Below are 18,983 nucleotides of genomic sequence, written 5' to 3'. Positions count from 1 at the left end.
TTAAATGCTTTTATTTAGCTAAATCGATAGTTAAGTTAGACGTTCCCTTCAATTCAACCTCCCGATGCAATCATTTAAAATTATTATGGTATTCTAGCGAATAACTCAAAAAACCTTAACATACCGTTCTTTTAATCTAGCAGCTGAAAACCAAATACTAGTCTCATTTTAAATGCATTAGGAAATAGTGGACATTTAACGTACGCACCTTCACAAATCGAAGGAGAAAAAGCGATAATATTTAATGAAGAAACACCCACTAACGATGGCTCTTAACAAATACAATAAAGCAAATTGATACTAATAAAATTAAAATTCATTTATATATTTAACTGCCTTGACCTGACCATTTTTAATGACTTGGAAATATAGTTTCCTTTCAGTTGTAGAGTTAGATGCACTAACTACATAGAAATTGTCTTCAACGCTAGCAATCGAAAGTTGCGACTTATCAATATTTTTCCATGACTCATCTAACTTACCGACTTCAAAACCAGCGTCTTTAAACGTCATCTTTTGAATATGTGTTGCAGCGATGCTAACAGCTTTCTGACCGCTGATGACACCATGATCTCCATGTGCCTGTACATTACTAGTTAGCAAGGCACCGCAAAGCGTAATAATTGATAATAGTTTGTTCATATTAATCTCCGTTTATTGTGAAATGAGTTACGTTGTATTACTTATTGTTTAAGGCCAATCACTTCATATTGGCCTTTAACCAATAGCTGAATTGAAACAGGCTTATCTGAATTGTTTTTCCAATACCAACCATGAGAGCCTGCGAATGGTGTGGTGTAGCTACCTTTCATTTCATCTGAAGTGGCAATAACATAGCTTTCAAAATATCCCGTTGTGTCGCCTTCTGGTTCACCATGTAAATCGAAATACAATGGAGCACCATCGGTTAACCATTCATAAGTCATTTTGTCATGTTGCTTCATATAGAATTTATATTCTATGCCGCGTCCCGCAGGGACGGTCAATTCTATCGTTTGAAAGTCATCAGTGCCTTTAGTCGCCTCTATTGGCGTTTTCTCTGCTTCAGCAGCGTGTGCTAGCGCAGTTAACCCTAGCTTGCCGCCAATGCCTGTAGGATCGATGTTGTACTCGGCTGGTAATATTAATGTAATAAGCACAATGGCTGCGACAACGACTGCTGAAATGCTTGCCTTAATGAGTGTTTTTGTACTAACTGTATGTTGCATAAAATTCTCTTTTCTATGTTCTGTATTTATCTAGTTTGATTAAAGGGTGAAATAACCTGTGAGCTGCAAGCCCATAAGCATCACACCTGCACTCATTAGCGCGGTATTGGTTACTGTTGAAAAACGTTGGAATGAAGGCCACTTTCGCCAAGCGTTTATCAAAATTAAAATAAGCGCTAAAGCGGCAAATTGACCAAGCTCGACTCCTATATTGAACGCAACTAAATTGGTCACTAGACCATTTTCTGGAAGGTTAAATTCTTGTAATTTGGTCGCTAAACCGAAACCATGAAACAGACCAAAAATCAGTACAGCCCATTGAGTACTGGGTTGCCAGTTAAAGCAACGCTTAAAGCCGCCCAAGTTATCGAATCCCTTATAAATTACGGAAAAACCGATAATGGCATCAATTAAATAAGCGTTGACCTGTATGTCACTTAACACACCAAATAACAGGGTTGTACTATGCCCAATAGTAAACATGGTGACGTACAACAGTACGTCACGGCTACGATACAAGAAGAAGATAACACCGACTAAAAACAGCAAGTGGTCATAGCCCGTCATCATATGCTTAGCGCCTATGTATAAAAACGGAATAAACTGAACACCTGTATTTTGCTCTAAAAATGCTCTGGTTGTATCATCAACACCATGAGCAAAAGCCTCTACGCTAACAACTGCCAGCAACGCGATTGCTAAATAGGTTAATGCTTTAATGATGTTATTTGGCATCTTGCGACTCCAATACTTCAACATCAGTCAAAATAGACTCCTTTTCTTTATGTAAAATTCTGTATAAGGCGGGGATGACAAACAGGGTCAAAATCGTTGAGGAAATAATGCCACCAATGACCACTGTCGCTAGAGGCCGCTGAACTTCTGAGCCAATGCCCGTGTTTAAAGCCATTGGAATAAACCCTAATGATGCGACTAATGCCGTAGTTAGCACTGGTCGAAGACGAGTTAAAGCTCCATCATATATAGCTTTATTAAGCTCCATTCCACCTTTACGTAACTCTCTAATGAACGACACCATAACTAGGCCATTAAGAATGGCGATACCTGATAAAGCAATAAAGCCAACCGCTGCCGAAATTGAGAACGGAATATCACGTAATAACAGGGCAGCAATACCACCTGTTAATGCGAGCGGAACCCCCGTAAAGATGATCATGGCATCTTTAAATGAGTTAAGCGCGAGGATTAATAAACCAACGATCATGATTAAAGTAACTGGTACAACAATACTTAGGCGCTCTGAAGCGGATTGAAGTTTTTGGTAAGTACCGCCAAACTCCACCCAATAACCAGAAGGTACTTCAACATTTTCATTAATGGCTGCTTGGATGTCTGCAACAAAACTACCTAAGTCCCTACCACGAACATTGGCAGTCACAACAACTCTACGCTTACCATTTTCACGATTTATTTGGTTAGCACCAGATATCAGCTCTATATCAACCAATTCTTTAAGTGGTACTGAATGACCATCTGCTAGTCTAATAGGCAAATAGGGCAGTTCATCAATATTATTTCGCTTAGATTCTGCAAGCCTTACTACAATATCTGAGCGCACATCGCCTCGATAAAACTTACCTGCGATTGTACCGCCCATAGCTGTTGCCACTTGCGACTGTACTTGGCTAATGTTAATGCCAAACTGCATCAGTTTTTCGCGATTAGGCACTAGGCTAAGCATCGGCAACCCAGTGGTTTGCTCTACTTGTATATCTACGGCACCTTCAACTTGAGTGATTGCACCTTCAATCTCATCCCCTAAGGTAGCCAAGGTATCAAAGTCATCACCAAATACTTTTATCGCAAGCTCAGCTCTGACCCCAGCTAATAATTCGTTGAAACGCATTTGTATTGGCTGCAAGAACTCATAGCGGTTTCCCGGAATAGGTTCAACGAGCGCTGCTAATTCTTCTACGATTTGTGCTTTTGTTTTATCTGGATCAGGCCATAACTCGCGAGGTTTCAGAATAATAAAGTTATCTGCAACACTTGGCGGTACGGCATCAGTTGCAACATCGGCTGTGCCTATTTTGGCAAACACGCGTTCAACTTCTGGCATTTGTTTAATTTTATCTTCTAAAGATTCCTGAAGCGCGATTGCTTGAGACAGTGACGTACCCGGAATTCGCAGCGCGTGCATGGCAATATCACCTTCATCCAAATTAGGCGCAAATTCACTGCCTAACTTAGTTGCCTGATAACCTGAAAAGCCAACTAATACTGTTGCGGCTACAACAACTAACCAACGGGCTTTTAATACCCAGTTCAAAGAGGGTTTGTAAAGAACAGCAGCACCACGAATTATTGGGCTATGTTTTTCTTTCACAGGCTTTTTAAATAACAACGCAACCATAGCTGGTACAAAGGTAACCGATAACACCATAGCGCTAAGTAACGCGATAACCACTGTGATCGCCATCGGGTGGAACATTTTGCCTTCAACGCCTTCTAAGGCAAAAATTGGTAAGTAAACAGCGGTGATAATAAACACGCCAAATAACGCTGGGCGTATGACTTCTTTCGTTGCTTCGAACACCAATTCCATGCGTTCTTTTAATGGCAAAGGATTGTTTCCCGCCTGACTTAGCCTGCGAAGACAATTTTCTACGATGATAATGGCTCCATCGACTAACAAACCAAAATCTAACGCGCCTAAACTCATCAGGTTTGCACTCACGCGAGTTTGCACCATACCTGTCACTGTCATTAACATAGCAAAAGGGATCACTAAGGCCGTTAAAAATGCCGCTCGGAAATTCCCTAACAAGACAAAGAGTACAACGATTACCAGAACCGCCCCTTCTGTCAGGTTAAGTTGAACCGTTTGTAGGGTTTTATCAACTAATTTAGTACGATCATAAACAGCGGTTGCGACAATGCCTTCTGGTAAAGTGGCGTTAATTTCTTTGAGTTTTTCTCCCACGGCATGGGCAACGGTGCGGCTATTTTCGCCAATAAGCATAAATACCGTACTCATCACCACTTCACGACCATTTTGTGTAGCAGCGCCAGTTCTTAGCCCTTTGCCATTTTCAATATCGGCTACGTCTTTAATGTAAAGTGATGAACCATCAACCGACTTAAGTGGAATATTACCAATTGATTCCATGTCGGCAACCTGACCGGGTAGTCTTAACAGCCACTGTGCGCCATTTTGCTCAATAAAGCCTGCGCCTTGGTTTTGATTGTTTTTCGAAATTGCATCAACCACTTCGGCTTGTGACAGCCCAAAAGCAAGTAACTTTTCAGGTTTGAAAGCGACTAATATTTCACGCTCGAATCCGCCTATCGGGTTCACTTCTACTACACCCGGCACTCGCATTAATTGTGGTCTTATGGTCCAGTCATGTACGGTTCGTAAATCCATTGGTGTAATAGGCGTGCCATCAACATGTGTCGCATCAGGCTCAGCATCAACGGTAAACATAAATATTTCACCTAGACCTGTAGCAATTGGCCCAAGTTGAGGCTCTAAGCCCTGCGGTAATTCAGCGCGTGCCGCTGATAAACGCTCATTAACAAGCTGACGAGCAAAATAGACATCAGTATCATCACTGAATATTGCAACCACTTGAGATAGGCCATAACGAGAAACTGAGCGGGTATAGGTTAACCCCGGTAAACCCGACAACGCAGTTTCTAACGGAAAGGTTACCCTTTGCTCAACTTCTAACGGAGTAAAACCAGCCGCTTCGGTATTGATCATGACTTGCACATTGGTGATATCGGGCACTGCATCAATCGGTAGTTTGGTAAAATTCCAAATTCCCAGACCTGACACAGCTAACACCATCACCATCACAAGGAATTTGCGCTTTATTGAAAAGCGTAAAATTGACTCCAACATTGTTACGCTCCTAGTGATCGTGTGACGCGCCAGACTTTTCAATGTCGGCTTTTAAGATATAGCTATTGTCAGTCACGTATTCCGTTCCTACTTTTAAGCCACCTAATACTTCAATCCATTCGCCTCCTGCTCGACCCAGCTCAAGCATACGAACTTCATACTGCTCACCCACTTTGGCGTAAACGACAGTAAAGTCTCTAAAGCCTTGCAAGCCAACACGTTTTACAGCCAGTGGCACGTCAATAGTGGCAACTTCTATGTCAGCTTTTACAAAACTTCCTTCAGAAAAGTGACCATCAGCTAATTCGACCCAAACTATTCTTGCCTGATCATCTCTTACGCTAGGCTCAATAAATGTCACCTTACCTGCAAAGCTTTCCTCATGACCTTCAACGTTTAGCGTTACTGGCGTTTCCAGTTTCACCTTGGCATAGTCCGAAGGATAAACCGCTAATTTGGCGATATGGCGAGTGAAATTGGTAATGGTCAGTAAGGTTCTACCACCTGTTTGCTCACCCGCGTTTGCAAATAACTGAGTAACGACACCGCTAACTGGTGCTTTGATAACGTAGGGTTTAAGACTTTCATTACTTTCTACAGTGAATAGCGTTTGGCCTTTTTTAACGGTTTCACTGTAATTGACATGCAACTTGGTGATTTCACCGTCAAAACGGGCTGCAATGTTTCGCTTAGCATCCACAGGTAAACTTAATTTGCCATAAGCGGGTATGGTTTGATGAATGGTTGCTGGGCCTGCAATTTCAGTGTTGATTTCCATTGCATCGGCAACTGCCTGCTCAATCGTGGTGCGACCTTCGAAGTTGTCATATCGCCAGTTGTATTTTTTTCCCTGATAAGTGGCTTCAATGGCTACAACAAAAGAGTGAGGCTCATAAATCACCATATCACCACGAAGAAAGTCACCTTGGACATTAAAGTTAATATCATCAGTGCCATCGCCTAGACGAATTAATTTTACGTTTAAATCGACTTTCTGTGGATCGATAGGCTGTCCGTCATTAGTCGCCCAAACGCGAAACTCTGGCGGTACACCTGTTTCAAAAATAGATAGTTCAATGGCAAAGTCACCATCTCGTAACATGCGGCCACGGTGTGGACCTTTCTCTGGTTCAGCTTGTTCAGCCGCAGGTGTTGATGCCGCAACAGCATTAGGTGCAGCGACACCTGTTAATGCGATAATAATCGCCAAGCTCAATGACGACAGAATATTTTTATTTTTCATAAGATTGCTCACTGTTCTACTCGCTATCACTAACGGACACGCCAGTTAGACGTTGAATTTCAATATGTTGTAAGTGCAAAGATTGATAAGCATCAAGTAACTGATTTTGGGCACTAAGTAGCTCTCTACGGATATCACTCCACTGGTTGTAGCTCAGCTTTCCGATATCAAATGCCTGACTTGCTTCCTTCAATGCGGTTTCTAGTTCGGGAATAATTTGTGCTTGAATTGTTTCAATGACATGGTGGGAATACGCCATTTCTTGTAGTAGCACATATAGCTGTGCATCCAGTTTCTGCATTAAGGCTTGTTGCTGACTTGCCAGCACATCTTGCTTTGCACGTAAGGCAGCTATTGTTCCTGCATTTCTATTTTCACTTCCCCAAGGAATAGAGATACCCGCCACTAAACCAAAATCATCGGTCGTTTCGTATCGCCTTAATCCCGCAGTAAATTGCCACTGAGGTTTTGCTTCAATACGTGCAAGTTCCATTTGAGACTGGGCGATTCGTTGTTCATTAACAAACTGTTGTATTTGCGGGATTTGCTTAAGTTTGGTTAGCTGGCCTTCTACTGAGGGTATTTCCGGTTTAAGCATTAAGTTACCTGTTAACTTAAGCTCTGCCTGAGGCTTACCCCATAGGGATGACAGTTGATAATGACTGGCTTTTAATTCGTACTCTAAATCTTCAACCGCTAGATTTCTTCGAACCAGCTCAGCTTGAGCCAACCTCATTTCAACATTAGAACTTTTGCCAGCTTTTACTCTTTTATCGATTGCGTCAACCACTTCCTGTGCTTGAGACACCGCTAATTTATTAAGTTTTAAACGCTCTTGCTGTATCAAGATTTCAACAAACAGCTTGGCAACAATCGCAGATAAATCGAGTGCTTTTATTTTCTGTTCTAGATGTACTGCACTTGCTTGGCTTTTTGCCGCATTTACTCTGCCTTCAATTTGCTCTTGTTGAAGGAGCCAAGAGTATGTAAGCGTTGATTGCATACTTTTTAATGCACTATGCTCACCTGTCCCTAACGCATCCTCAATCATTAGACCTATTTGAGGGCGCTCTCCAATGGCAGCTTGCTCAATATTGCCTTGCCACACAGCTTCTTTAGCTACCAGCGCTTTTAATTCAGGATGACTTTCTAGGGTCATGGTCACAGCTTTGCTCAGATTAATAATCTGATGTGATGACTGTATTTGCTGCTGGGTTTGCGAATTAGCCCAAGAGGGAGTAGGCATTGTTAAACCAAGCCCTGTTGTTACGGCCAAACCAAGAACAAAAAACCGATAGCCTATCGGTTTTTTTTCGTTGCTTTTATAAAGGTTAAATCTCATTCCCTATCCTTAATTAATGGATGAAAAAAGTTTCAATAATATGATGAAAACTATCGACAGTGGATGCCGCTAGTACTGGCATAGTTGCCAATAATGCTAGTGCTACGATGATAGTAGAAAGTGACGGTTTATTTATTGGATTTAATAACCGCTCAACACGAAGACTCGTGTGATCATGTCCGAAGTAGCTAACAGACGCCTGATCGTAATCAGTAGGAAGTGCTTTTTGAAGCCTAGCGACATCAATTAATGTCTGTGCGACATCTAGGTTGTCATACTCTTTAGTGACCTCATAGTCTGCTATTTTCTCTGTTAATAATACATATTGCTCGATTAAAGTTTGTTTTATACGTGATGGATAGAAGCTGGCAAGTGCTGTAAATAGTACTTTGAATAAGGGATCTCTTGCCGTTACATGGGCTAGTTCATGATTAACAATGATATTGAGTTGTTCATCGTTAATTTGACGTTGTAGCCCCGTGGATACGTAGATCTTGGGTGATAAGAACCCTGTGGTAAATGCGACTGGAATTTTAACTGGCATCAATAAGTATTGATTTCCATTAGTCGTTATAGCGTTTTGTGCATGAGTAAAGCTTAGCAAATTCGATAATGCGACGGACTGTTTGGTTCTATCAAAGATTGTCTTAATTACGCGCCAAACTAAATAAATTGTAGCTAAAAATAGTGTTATAGAATGCCAACTAGAAAAACTAAAAATATAGATATGATGCCAGTGAGCGAATTCCTCGAACCACGTTGAATTAACAAAACTAATTTTGTATGGCGAGAAATAGCCGATACAGAAAATAGCTATCCACCAAGGGGCACTAACCAGCGACCATAATAAAAATATTTGAGTGCTAAAATGAGTTTTTTTGAGGTTGGATAGAACAAAACGAGATACAACAGCAACACTAGCAATACCGATCCCAAATGCAAGCACTGCAACACTGAGTAAATTTAACGCAATTGCTATATCTCCAACCAACATAGTTAAGACTTTCCCTTTCTGATTTTGCGTTGTCTTTCAATCAGTTGCTCAAGAGTATCAAGTTGTTCGTCATTAAGCTGTGCTGACGCTGAACTGAACGCTGCAATTAAGCTATTTTCACCATTTTCAACAAAGTCACTGGTCACATTTGAAATAAGCTGAGCAATTAAACCCTCTCTATCTACTCTAGCTGAATAGCAGTAGGCATGGCCTTGTTTAGTGCGGTTAAGCAGCTCTTTTTTAAATAATCTATCAAGCGTGCTTTGGATGGTATTTAAAGAATTACCACGAGCTAGCCCCAGTACTTTATGTACTTGCTTTGCATCCGCTTCTTTCACATTCCAGAAATGTTGAAGCACTAACTTTTCCAGTTCACCTAACTGCATAAAACGTTACTCTTAAAAATTCGTTGGTAATATTGCCACATTAAAAACCGACAGGCAATCGGTTTTTAATGTGAGAAGCAATTCATGGCATGGCTAATAACTAAGTATTTGATCACTGCAACGAAAATTGTCGCAGCTTCTGAACTAGCGAAACGAAGTGATAAACTGGGTGCAATGATAGTAGCCTTACCTACAGTTACAGTTTTAACAATGATTTGGTTATATGTTGAAAAACAACCTGCTGAGAAAATAGCAAACCATGCGTGGTACACTTTTTGGTATGTAATTCCCACATTACCTATGTTTTTACTTTTTCCAATGCTGATGCAACGCTACAGTTTTTGGTTATCGTTACTTATAAGTTCGATAGCAGTGGTAATTTGTTTTTGGTTGTTTTCTTTATTGTTAAAGCAGTTTGGTATTGATTTGCTACCTTAGATATTAATTAAGCTGACAAGAGCAAAATAATTCAATAGATAGAAAAGATTAAGGCAAAAACTACAACATGAGTATTGTCGATATTAACAATTTCAAAATAGAGAATAGCTTTAACAAGCTTCTGAAAGAATATGCCGATGAGTTAATGAACGAAAAGCCAAATAACGGTTTCAAAGCTGTTAGCATTTATAAAGGCTGGCAGTATGATGCCCCTAAATGGCTTTTATTACGACTAGATCTCGAAGTTCACCGTAATAATGACCTGATCAAAATCACCGATATCAAACACAACTACCATTGTAACCAACTACACATAGGCTATGTAAGTATCAAGGGTAATGACTACGACGATCTAATTGATAGCCTTGCCAACCTCGATAGTAAAACCTAATTAACCCATTTCGTTTATTTAATGACTTATATTTTGAGACTTGAGTTGTTCTCTAATTTCTAAAATACGATCAGCCGAGTAAACTCCTGCTCTCATAACAACCAGTTCAACAAACGAAATATCAATTAACTTATGGTCAGCATCAATCACATAGCAACTCCCACTATGTGTGTTTATTTCTAACTTATCCCCATCAGCAGATTTGCTAACAATCTTTGAAGTCACGATTTGCTCAAATGGCCGAAATCTGAATGTTTCGTCGTCAATAACAACGCCAGATAGAAAATCGCCGAGAAATAGTTTTTCAAATTCTTTATAGTCGTAAACAGATACTATGTAGGCATCCTTTAAATATGTTCTATCCAACGTACTCCCCTACTAATAGCTAGCAGGGAGCATATCTCGAAACTCTAATAACTCCTCAGGAGAGTACATACACTCATGCATTAAATTGAACTCAAATACACTTACATCGAACTCTTTTGGTTCAGCATCTAAGGTATAAAAATCAGCGCCAAAGGTTCTATATTCGAGACCATTGACTTCCATAATTTTTGTAGTGAACAAAGCCTCACCTTTTTTACCGCTTTCATTATCCTCAGCAAAGGTAGCGTAAAGCACCTGTTCAACCTTATCTTCTAAGTCAGATTTAATTGAGATGAGTGTTGCGTTAGTTAGTTTTACTCTTGGTCTCATGCTTGTGCTTCCTTCTTATCTTCTAAGCAAAACGGGCGGAAAAAACTAAGGTACTTAACTCCATTAACTTTTAGTAAATTGTTGTCAGCATCAAAATGTGACAGAACGCTAGCCTGATACAACGAAATGTATTTTTTATAATCGATAGTGTTAAAAAAATTGGTATCAACGCGCCGTGCATAAAAAACAAGTGTCTGCTGATCGATACGAACAATGAACTTCTGATCGCCATCTAGATTTTTTACTCGCAGACATAAATCAGGTTTGTGCCAATCAGATACAAAGGAAGGAATCAGTGGGAAGCCATATACCAAATAGCGCAAACCTTCAATTTTGAAGGTTGTTGGATTGAACTGAGCCTTATTTACTTTGCCGCTACTGAATAATTCAAGTGTCAACACCAGCCAGTGCTCATGCTTAGAAAATGTATTACCTTCAGAAATACAGCCTTCGAACTCACCATCATGGTTTACATGATTGATGTACATGTATTTTTTGATGTTATCCAAGGAAAGCTTTTCAAACGGAAACTTTGAAGCGATGAGCCTGAAATAACAACCATGAACTTTTAAATCTGCATATTGAACTATCAATGGATCATCAAACGCATCAAAATATGGTCGCCATTCTAGACGGAAATCAGGACCTGTATTTATGACAAATTTAGCGTCATCAGGTAGCCCTAAGACTTGGTATATCACTGAAACTAACTCTAACGTTTCGATATCTACCAGCATCAGGCTTTCAATGCGGTTTGCCATTGACTCAATTTCTTTATGAAGCGACTCAATAATTTCTTGATCATCGTATTCGTTGATCATTAAGTATTTCAGGGAATCGTGCTTTAGAATTGAGTCTAGCTTTTTCTGTTCAAATACCTCAGTGAGACAACTATGGGTATCAGAAAAGTGAGGGCTGTTATAAACACCTCTAGCCCACAGACCTTGGGCGTAAAGATCAGGAAACTCTAATAATTCAGCAAACTCTTTTGCTTGAATATTAAGCTTATTCTTTAATTGATAAAGTGAGATCATTTAGTTCTCCAAACAACTTTCCAATAAACAATGGCCTACCAACACACTGCTTTATTTATTGTTCAAATAACCAAATTTTTACGGATGCTCCGCTTCACTGTTCACGTTTTTCAAGGCAAAAACATGTGTAGGCGTAGGCTGTCCGTTCAGCCTTCATGTAATAATATCGCCAAAAAACAAAATGACAACTTACGTATTTGTACAACTTTAGGTAGATATTTTGAGTTTGAACTCTGAAAAGCTAAGCCCAAATAGGGATACGACCATTTCTTCATTTAAATTGGAACCGGGAAATTTTTTTTCAAAATTTCCGATAATGCTATCTAGATGGCTAGCTAATATTTTTACTAGAAATATTTCCGAGTTTGGTGAGAGAGCAGACAGTGCTATCAATGGGTTATCAAAGGATTCAGCTTTTATTTTTACTAGTAAATCACTGTAACTGTCACAACCATACAGACAAATAGCTACCCCTTCTTGGGCCTGCCCAAGGGGAAGTGATAATTTTTTTGACAACCTCTTTGCCTGACGCTTTACATTGCTTATAAGCGCTTCTGTTCCAAAAGACATACGCACACCAAAACATAACAACTAAGGTCCACAGCACCTAAGTCATTACATCTTCAATGCATGATTAATCTTTTAAACCCAGAGTAAATCCATTTCGTCCGCATATGTGGAAACTGGCTTCTCTGAAAAGCCACTGCAAAAATCAGTGGCTATTGTCGCAATATTATAAGGAAATGTGAATTGTAGTTTGATGTCTACATATTCTTTTCAGTAAACTCAGCCAAGCTACTACGTTCTACCTCATCAAAAATCAGAACCGATCCTTTCTCATAATTTCTATATACATTGACAGCCGCACTTGCACCAGACGAAGCAGGTGTTACAAACTTATCGTCAATCTGGGCTAGGTTACCCAATACGATTGTCCGACAATTTTTCCCACCACGGCTTAACATGCCTTTAATTTGCGCTCTAGTCATGTTTTGAGCTTCATCAATGATTAACACTGCATCATCTATTGAACGGCCTCGAAAGTAAGCCATGCTAGTAAATTCTATATTGGCTTTTTCGATCACATGCTCAACTGTTGCATGAATATTTCCTTCATGATTATCATCCGAGTGCATCGAGATAAGTGCGTCTGTTATTCCGGCAAGAAGGGGCATTGATTTTTCGGTTAAATCCCCCGGTAGGAATCCCGGATCGTCATCCATAAAGTCTCTTGACCGCACCACAACAATTTTTTTGTACTTTTTCAAATCCAATACTTGATGCAGCGCCGAAGCAACTGCCAAAAAAGTTTTTCCGGAGCCAGCAGGACCAAGGATGATATTTAAGTCATAGTAAGGGTCTGTCAATTGGCTTAAAGCTACCGCCTGACGCTGGTTTTTAGGCAATATGCCCCATACTTTTTCTTGCTTACGCGGCAATAACTTCGTGAAAACTTCAGTGCCTGTTACCTCTGAAATCCGGCCAATGTGTCCGGCTTCATCGTACCAATACATGTTTGGCTGAACTTCATCGTTGAACAAGCTTATTGGGAATGTATAAATCTCTCCTGAGACTTTGAAATCTTTATCTGATTCAATTCGATCAAACAGATCACCTTCAAAAGCCTGTACTCCTGTATATAACAAATCTATATCTGCGATTTGATTATCAACGGATACATCTTCGGCCATAACACCAACAGTTCGAGCTTTTAGTCGCATATTAATGTCGCGGCTAACGATGGTAACGTCTTTATCTAACTCTTTCTGAAGATGTAGTGCATAGTTAATTATTCTGTTGTCAGCATCGCTACCAATCGTGTGCTTTAACTCTTTTGCCATGTCCAATTGAGTATCAATGCCAATGAACAACTTGCCTCTTTTAGCTGTTTCAGTAGAAGGCAGAGGAATTCCCGCTTCCATTTCTTCGGCGCTATGTCCATTAATAATGTCTTCAAGCATACGAATACATACACGAGCATCAGCACTTACCGATTTATTAGTTCTTTCTTTTAAATTATCTAATTCTTCTAGGACTGTTAGACAAATGTATACATCTTCACTGTAAGCAAGCAATGACTTTGGATCATGAACTAATGCCGATGTATCTAATACTCTTGGATTTCTATTTTCACTTGGATTATTCATTTTAGTTCTCCTTTGAGAACGATTTTCATTAATTAGCATTTTAGATTTACCTTAGCTTTATTATTTTTGTTTGTGCCTTCTTGCAGGTTAAATCCGTTATTTATATTTATTGATTAATGGTTCTATTCTTTAAGTCACACTTAATAACATGTTAGAGAGGTTAGATCTTAGCCTGTTATAAATACTCAATTTCTTCAGTAAGAATAAGGTCTGTAGATAGGTCTGCACAAATATTAAAAAAAAGCTTGCAGTAATACCTGTTTTACCCGATCCGGCAGGGCCGGTTAAGATCACCAGGTCAATGTGTGGGTCCAGCAAGGAATGTAATGCCATCGCCTGCCCGATGTTTTTTGGCGAGATCCCCCAGGCGCTTTTACCCATCAGGCGTTCATAGCCCATGTCCAGTACATCCAGCATCTCTTCGCCGACTGATTCCACAATACCTGCAAAGTGCTCGGTGTCATCCAGCAAAAATTCGTTCACATAGGCTTCTGGCAATACTGACTTACTGATGGAATGAATCGTATCGCGACCTTCGGTGCGGCTCTCCACAGACTCCACCTTATCCCAAAAGTCGCCTTCAAAGCGATGGTACCCGCGGCTCAGGTATTTAATATCACTGACCAGTTGGTCGGTGCGATAATCTTCAACCTTGGCCAGTCCTGCGCCTTTGGCTTTCAGGCGCATATTGATGTCTTTAGTAACCAGCACCACAGTGCGTTCAGGGATATGTTTTTGTAAATACAGCGCCGCATTGATAATGCGGTTATCGTTCTCTTTACTGGTAAAACGCTCATCGCCTGAGGGCAGTTGATGGTCGGCAAATATAGAGAGTTTTCCGGTCGGCGCGGCATCACCAGCGGTCAATCCTACCAGTGACACACCATGGGTCATATCTTCCGGCGAGGCTTCGTGCAATATATCTTCCATTGCGCGAATACTTACCCTGGCGTCGCGAGCGACGTCTTTTTTACTGTCTTTAATGTAATCCAGCTCTTCAAGCACCGTCATAGGGATAACGACGTCATGCTCTTTAAATGAGAGAAAAGCCAAGGGCTCGTGCAGAAGAATGTTGGTATCTAAAACGTATAACTTGGAAGCAGAGGTTGTTTTTTCAGGCATTCGCCACTCCGTTTATGTAACCATGGGCTATGACTCACTGCCTTTTAGTGTTGTTTAAATGCAGTCAGCCTGGTCAATAGAACGCACCACAGGAAGCAGCACTGTTCACGGAAGCATTGCGTTAACAAAGTTAAAATTCGCAACGCATCACATCCTCACAATAGAACACTTTTGACGGACATTCACCTGTTTTTGACAATTAAAAATCGGTCCGTTCAAAGAATAACCAGTTACAGCAAAGCCAAACTGGTGAGCAGACAGAACTTCCTGTAGAATCCCGCGCCCGCTTGACGAAGTAATTAGGGTCTGTTGGCCTTTGATGCATAAATTTTGTTCTACATAAACGCGTTTATGACGAACTCCTTGGGCTATGCCTGTTTATCATTTATGCTTTGATGGATGTTTTCGATTTAGTCCACCAGACCATCAAACATCCGCCGTGCCTAAATGATAACAAGGCCGCAGTAAAAATATGCTGCAAAGGTCAACAGGCCCCTGATAAAGAGAAATACAGAGATTTACATGGCAATTCAAGAACCACCCGCGCTGGGTCAACGCTGGCTAAGTAACGCCGAAGTCGAACTGGGTCTGGGCACCGTAGTCGCCCTGGACGAACGAACGGTTTCCCTATTATTCCCGGCTTCCGGAGAGAGCCGCAATTATGCGCAAAAGAATGCGCCCATCACCCGGGTCCGGTTTGCCATTGGTGATACTGCCACGCACCACGAAGGCTGGCATTTTAAAGTAGAGAGTATCAGCGAAGCCAACGGCATTCTTGAATACCATGCAACGCGGACAGACAGCGACGAATCTGTCAGCGTGAAAGAAACGTTTTTATCCCATGATTTTGTACTGACCGAACCCCAGGACCGGCTGCTTAACGGCCATTACGATGGTCCGCGCTGGTTTGATATGCGCAAACAATCCATTGTCCACCGCCATAACCACCTGACATCACCGCTGTTGGGCTTCTTAGGTGCCCGGGTCTCTTTGATCCCTCACCAGTTGCACATTGCCAAAGAAGTGGGACAACGTATAGCTCCGCGGGTACTGCTGGCCGATGAAGTGGGCCTGGGTAAAACCATTGAAGCCGCGATGATCATTCACCAACAGCTGCTGACGGAACGTGCCCATCGGGTACTCATCGTTATTCCTGACAGTCTGGTAAATCAGTGGTTGGTAGAAATGTTGCGCAAATTCAATCTGAGTTTTGCGATATTCGATGAGGAGCGCTGCGAATCTCTGGCTGAAGAAGGCGGCAATCCGTTTGAATCGGAACAGTTGGTATTGTGTAGTTTAAACTTCCTCACTCACAACACCCGATATTTCCAGCAGGCTTCTGAATCAGAGTGGGATTTGCTCATTGTCGATGAAGCACACCACCTGAAATGGTCACCAGGTAACCCTTCTCAGGAATATCAGGTCATTGATGAACTGGCGCAAAAAACCAAAGGCGTGCTACTGCTCACAGCCACCCCAGACCAATTGGGCCATGAGAGTCACTTTGCCCGATTGCGCCTGTTAGACCCAAACCGCTTCCATGATTACGGGGTATTCCTCAAAGAAGAACAGGAATATGCGCAACTCGCCGAAACCGTGAGTGCCTTGCTGAGTTCTGCCCTGTTAAACGACAGCCACTACAGCCAATTGCAAAGTAAGCTGACAGATTTAGCACACGACCTTGACACGCTGAATGCCGATCACAGTCTGCGTGAACAACTGGTAACGGATCTGTTAGATCGTCATGGCACAGGCCGGGTATTGTTCAGAAACTCCCGTAAAACCATCACCGGATTTCCGGGCCGTTATCTCAACGCCAGCAAACTGGATGAGCCGGTTGAATACGCAGAAAACAGCGACATTCCCAAACTCAATGCCCACATCACTCCGGAAATCTATTACGCCGGCACAGATATGTGGACGGACATTGATACCCGGGTAAACTGGTTTCTTGACACACTACAAAACCTCAAAGGTGAAAAAGTTTTAACCATTTGTGCCAATGCGATTACTGCACTGGATCTGGCCGAAACGCTGCGGGTGAAAACCGGCATGCGAGCCACTGTGTTCCATGAGGGCATGAGTATTGTAGAGCGGGATAAAGCCGCCAATTATTTTGCGCAAAGTGAAGATGGCGCACAAGTACTGATCACCAGTGAAATAGGCAGTGAAGGCCGAAACTTCCAGTTTGCTCATCATCTGGTGTTGTTTGATTTGCCGCTTAATCCGGATTTACTGGAACAACGCATTGGTCGTCTGGATCGCATTGGCCAGAAACACGATATCCAACTACATGTACCGGTATTTAGCAGCTCCGCACAAGAAGTCTTACTGCGCTGGTTTGATGAAGGCCTGGACGCCTTCAGTCACACCTGTCCGATTGGTGCAACCGTCTATGATGAACAATGCGAACTGTTAGAGACCTGCCTATTTGAACCGGAAGACTCCGCATCGCAGGAAAAACTGCTAAACGAAACCAAACAAATTCGCAGCGAATTACTGGCGAAACTGGAAAAGGGTCGCGATAAACTGCTGGAACTGAACTCTTCAGGGATAGGTAAAATTGACGCCTTTGTGGAACAACTGGAAGATTCAGATCAGTCTCCGACGCTTGAGCGTTTTATGACACAACTGTTTGATACTTTGGGCATTTTACAGGAAGAAAAGGACGATCACTGTTACCTGTTAACGCCCACAGAATCCATGGTCAGTCATTTACCGGGTTTACAGGATGAAGGCATGACCATCACCTATGAACGCGACACAGCCACGCACCTGGAGCATGTTCACTTTATCAGTTGGGATCACCCGTTGGTGCGCAATGCCATCGACATGCTGTTGGCCGACGTACATGGCAAATCCTCGATGGCCTTTACCGCTGATAAAAAGTTTCCTGCCGGGTATTACTGGCTCGAATGTTTATACGTATTATCAGCCAAAGGCGACCGAAAACTGCAACTAAACCAGTATTTTCCTGACACCCCTATCAGCTTTTCAGTGAGTGCCAAAGCGCAGGAAGAAGAAACGTTCTTCCCCTTGCTGGATAAGGTCCCCAGAAAAATTGGCAGCCAGTTGTTGAAAGCCCTGTCCGGGCAGTTTCAGAAAACCCTGCTGATGGCGGACAAAATCGGCAATACGAAAGCGGCTAAGGTTAAAGCCAACACCTTGTCAGCCATCGAAAACCGCTTGAATAACGAAATTACCCGCTTAAAAGCGTTGCAGTTGGTTAATCCATCGGTACGGGAAGATGAAATCATCCGGTTAGCAGAACAGCGAGCCGGACTGTTGCAGGCTGCGGAAAATGCCCAGTTGCGTCTCGAGGCCGTGCGGGTTGTTGTCAACAATCCCTAGTCACAAGAGATAACCAGATACAAGAGATACCATTGGCACTGTTGCATTACAATCCACCGCAAAGCCCCTGGCTAAATATCCTGTACCGGGATGATGATATTCTGGTACTGGATAAGCCCAGTGGCTTATTGTCGGTTCCGGGGAAACAACCCCAGCACAAAGACAGCCTGCAATTGCGGGTTATGCGGGTATTTCCTACTGCCACTGTCGTGCATCGACTGGATATGGCCACCTCCGGTATTATGCTGTTCGCCTTAAATAAACCAGCGCACAAACATATTGGCTTGCAGTTTGAAAGGCGACAGACAAAGAAACGTTATTTTGCACGTATTTACGGCTCGCCAGCCAGGCAACAAGGCAGCGTTGATTTGCCCCTGATCTGCGACTGGCCGAACCGTCCGAAACAAAAAGTAGATACCGAAAATGGCAAAAATGCCCTGACCCATTGGCAGGTCATACATCGGGCACCTGACTGGTCGTTGGTGGAGCTAGAACCGGTAACCGGTCGTTCACACCAACTACGGGTACACATGTTGAGCCTCGGCCACCCCATTCTGGGAGACCGTTTATACGCCCATGAGCAGGCTCTGGCTATGGCCCCCAGATTACAGCTTCACGCTGGTGAGCTGACCATTTGCCATCCTGTGACAGAACAACCGATTAGCTTCACCTCTGCACATCCATTCGGATAGGTTCTGCCCGCGAACTGGCTGTTAAAAAAAGTTAAGTCTTATCGTAAAATGCGGATAACCTAACAATAGCC

16 protein-coding genes and 2 pseudogenes are annotated in these 18,983 nt (G+C 42.1%); 4 read left to right on the top strand and 14 right to left on the bottom strand.

Annotation, left to right across the window (positions count from 1 at the left end; genetic code table 11):
• Positions 1-309: 309 nt before the first annotated feature.
• Genes LJ740_RS07975 through LJ740_RS07940 form a run of 8 tightly spaced genes read right to left on the bottom strand, consistent with a single transcriptional unit; the run spans position 310 to position 9,041 of the window.
• A complete protein-coding gene (locus LJ740_RS07975) occupies positions 310-642 on the bottom strand; it encodes a DUF6488 family protein (RefSeq protein ID WP_229528547.1) in 333 nt (110 codons plus the stop codon).
• Positions 643-683: 41 nt separating this feature from the next.
• A complete protein-coding gene (locus LJ740_RS07970) occupies positions 684-1,208 on the bottom strand; it encodes a hypothetical protein (protein ID WP_229528546.1) in 525 nt (174 codons plus the stop codon).
• Between the two features lie 39 nt (positions 1,209-1,247).
• Positions 1,248-1,943, bottom strand: coding sequence for a HupE/UreJ family protein (locus tag LJ740_RS07965; RefSeq protein WP_229528545.1), 696 nt, complete (start codon positions 1,941-1,943; stop codon positions 1,248-1,250).
• A complete protein-coding gene (locus LJ740_RS07960) occupies positions 1,933-5,076 on the bottom strand; it encodes an efflux RND transporter permease subunit (RefSeq protein ID WP_229528544.1) in 3,144 nt (1,047 codons plus the stop codon). Before LJ740_RS07960 ends, LJ740_RS07965 begins: the two co-directional genes overlap by 11 nt.
• Before the next feature lie 10 nt (positions 5,077-5,086).
• Positions 5,087-6,319: an efflux RND transporter periplasmic adaptor subunit gene (locus tag LJ740_RS07955; protein WP_229528543.1), complete on the bottom strand. Its 1,233-nt coding sequence runs from the start codon at positions 6,317-6,319 to the stop codon at positions 5,087-5,089.
• Between the two features lie 16 nt (positions 6,320-6,335).
• Positions 6,336-7,661, bottom strand: a complete 1,326-nt coding sequence (locus tag LJ740_RS07950; RefSeq protein WP_229528542.1) for a TolC family protein — start codon at positions 7,659-7,661, stop codon at positions 6,336-6,338.
• Positions 7,662-7,674: 13 nt separating this feature from the next.
• Positions 7,675-8,655, bottom strand: a complete 981-nt coding sequence (locus tag LJ740_RS07945) for a M56 family metallopeptidase (protein ID WP_229528541.1) — start codon at positions 8,653-8,655, stop codon at positions 7,675-7,677.
• A gap of 2 nt (positions 8,656-8,657) precedes the next feature.
• Positions 8,658-9,041 (bottom strand): BlaI/MecI/CopY family transcriptional regulator, encoded by a 384-nt coding sequence (locus tag LJ740_RS07940; protein ID WP_229528540.1) that lies wholly within the window; start codon positions 9,039-9,041, stop codon positions 8,658-8,660.
• 84 nt (positions 9,042-9,125) lie between these two features.
• Between LJ740_RS07940 and LJ740_RS07935 the strand changes: the two genes are divergently transcribed.
• Positions 9,126-9,479 (top strand): DUF3147 family protein, encoded by a 354-nt coding sequence (locus LJ740_RS07935; protein ID WP_229528539.1) that lies wholly within the window; start codon positions 9,126-9,128, stop codon positions 9,477-9,479.
• A gap of 67 nt (positions 9,480-9,546) precedes the next feature.
• On the top strand, positions 9,547-9,870 hold the full coding sequence (locus LJ740_RS07930; protein ID WP_229528538.1) for a hypothetical protein: 324 nt from the start codon (positions 9,547-9,549) through the stop codon (positions 9,868-9,870).
• Between the two features lie 18 nt (positions 9,871-9,888).
• On the opposite strand, the gene LJ740_RS07925 is transcribed toward LJ740_RS07930, so the two are convergent.
• From LJ740_RS07925 to LJ740_RS07900, 6 genes and pseudogenes are all read right to left on the bottom strand, one after another.
• Positions 9,889-10,236 (bottom strand): hypothetical protein, encoded by a 348-nt coding sequence (locus tag LJ740_RS07925; protein ID WP_229528537.1) that lies wholly within the window; start codon positions 10,234-10,236, stop codon positions 9,889-9,891.
• Between the two features lie 12 nt (positions 10,237-10,248).
• The gene (locus LJ740_RS07920) at positions 10,249-10,566 is read right to left on the bottom strand and encodes a hypothetical protein (protein ID WP_229528536.1); all 318 of its coding nucleotides are present in this window, start codon (positions 10,564-10,566) and stop codon (positions 10,249-10,251) included.
• Entirely contained in the window at positions 10,563-11,600 is a 1,038-nt protein-coding gene (locus LJ740_RS07915) for a hypothetical protein (RefSeq protein ID WP_229528535.1), read from the bottom strand. Before LJ740_RS07915 ends, LJ740_RS07920 begins: the two co-directional genes overlap by 4 nt.
• Before the next feature lie 207 nt (positions 11,601-11,807).
• Positions 11,808-12,170 carry a hypothetical protein gene (locus LJ740_RS07910; RefSeq protein WP_229528534.1) on the bottom strand — a complete coding sequence of 121 codons (363 nt, stop codon included), beginning with the start codon at positions 12,168-12,170 and terminating at the stop codon, positions 11,808-11,810.
• Positions 12,171-12,364: 194 nt separating this feature from the next.
• Positions 12,365-13,747: a PhoH family protein gene (locus LJ740_RS07905; protein ID WP_229528533.1), complete on the bottom strand. Its 1,383-nt coding sequence runs from the start codon at positions 13,745-13,747 to the stop codon at positions 12,365-12,367.
• A gap of 258 nt (positions 13,748-14,005) precedes the next feature.
• A pseudogene (locus LJ740_RS07900) lies at positions 14,006-14,869 on the bottom strand (PIN domain-containing protein); the annotation flags it as partial.
• 522 nt (positions 14,870-15,391) lie between these two features.
• On the opposite strand from LJ740_RS07900, the gene rapA reads away from it, so the two are divergent.
• Together rapA and rluA are read left to right on the top strand one after the other, a co-directional pair.
• Complete coding sequence (gene rapA, locus LJ740_RS07895) at positions 15,392-18,220, top strand: RNA polymerase-associated protein RapA (RefSeq protein WP_229528532.1); 2,829 nt, start codon at positions 15,392-15,394, stop codon at positions 18,218-18,220.
• Between the two features lie 11 nt (positions 18,221-18,231).
• Positions 18,232-18,912, top strand: a pseudogene (gene rluA / locus LJ740_RS07890) (bifunctional tRNA pseudouridine(32) synthase/23S rRNA pseudouridine(746) synthase RluA); the annotation flags it as partial.
• Positions 18,913-18,983 lie beyond the last annotated feature (71 nt).

The organism is Planctobacterium marinum (assembly GCF_020687805.1).
In the GTDB taxonomy this organism is placed as follows: Bacteria; Pseudomonadota; Gammaproteobacteria; order Enterobacterales; family Alteromonadaceae; genus Planctobacterium; species Planctobacterium marinum.
This window is presented reverse-complemented; position numbering and strand designations above follow the sequence as displayed.

What these genes read in the sequence shown, in the direction of transcription:
- LJ740_RS07975 (WP_229528547.1), bottom strand. Translation starts at nt 642, where the DNA reads ATGAACAAACTATTATCAATTATTACGCTTTGCGGTGCCTTGCTAACT.
- LJ740_RS07970 (WP_229528546.1), bottom strand. Translation starts at nt 1,208, where the DNA reads ATGCAACATACAGTTAGTACAAAAACACTCATTAAGGCAAGCATTTCA.
- LJ740_RS07965 (WP_229528545.1), bottom strand. Translation starts at nt 1,943, where the DNA reads ATGCCAAATAACATCATTAAAGCATTAACCTATTTAGCAATCGCGTTG.
- LJ740_RS07960 (WP_229528544.1), bottom strand. Translation starts at nt 5,076, where the DNA reads ATGTTGGAGTCAATTTTACGCTTTTCAATAAAGCGCAAATTCCTTGTG.
- LJ740_RS07955 (WP_229528543.1), bottom strand. Translation starts at nt 6,319, where the DNA reads ATGAAAAATAAAAATATTCTGTCGTCATTGAGCTTGGCGATTATTATC.
- LJ740_RS07950 (WP_229528542.1), bottom strand. Translation starts at nt 7,661, where the DNA reads ATGAGATTTAACCTTTATAAAAGCAACGAAAAAAAACCGATAGGCTAT.
- LJ740_RS07945 (WP_229528541.1), bottom strand. Translation starts at nt 8,655, where the DNA reads ATGTTGGTTGGAGATATAGCAATTGCGTTAAATTTACTCAGTGTTGCA.
- LJ740_RS07940 (WP_229528540.1), bottom strand. Translation starts at nt 9,041, where the DNA reads ATGCAGTTAGGTGAACTGGAAAAGTTAGTGCTTCAACATTTCTGGAAT.
- LJ740_RS07935 (WP_229528539.1), top strand. Translation starts at nt 9,126, where the DNA reads ATGGCATGGCTAATAACTAAGTATTTGATCACTGCAACGAAAATTGTC.
- LJ740_RS07930 (WP_229528538.1), top strand. Translation starts at nt 9,547, where the DNA reads ATGAGTATTGTCGATATTAACAATTTCAAAATAGAGAATAGCTTTAAC.
- LJ740_RS07920 (WP_229528536.1), bottom strand. Translation starts at nt 10,566, where the DNA reads ATGAGACCAAGAGTAAAACTAACTAACGCAACACTCATCTCAATTAAA.
- LJ740_RS07915 (WP_229528535.1), bottom strand. Translation starts at nt 11,600, where the DNA reads ATGATCTCACTTTATCAATTAAAGAATAAGCTTAATATTCAAGCAAAA.
- LJ740_RS07910 (WP_229528534.1), bottom strand. Translation starts at nt 12,170, where the DNA reads ATGTCTTTTGGAACAGAAGCGCTTATAAGCAATGTAAAGCGTCAGGCA.
- LJ740_RS07905 (WP_229528533.1), bottom strand. Translation starts at nt 13,747, where the DNA reads ATGAATAATCCAAGTGAAAATAGAAATCCAAGAGTATTAGATACATCG.
- rapA (WP_229528532.1), top strand. Translation starts at nt 15,392, where the DNA reads ATGGCAATTCAAGAACCACCCGCGCTGGGTCAACGCTGGCTAAGTAAC.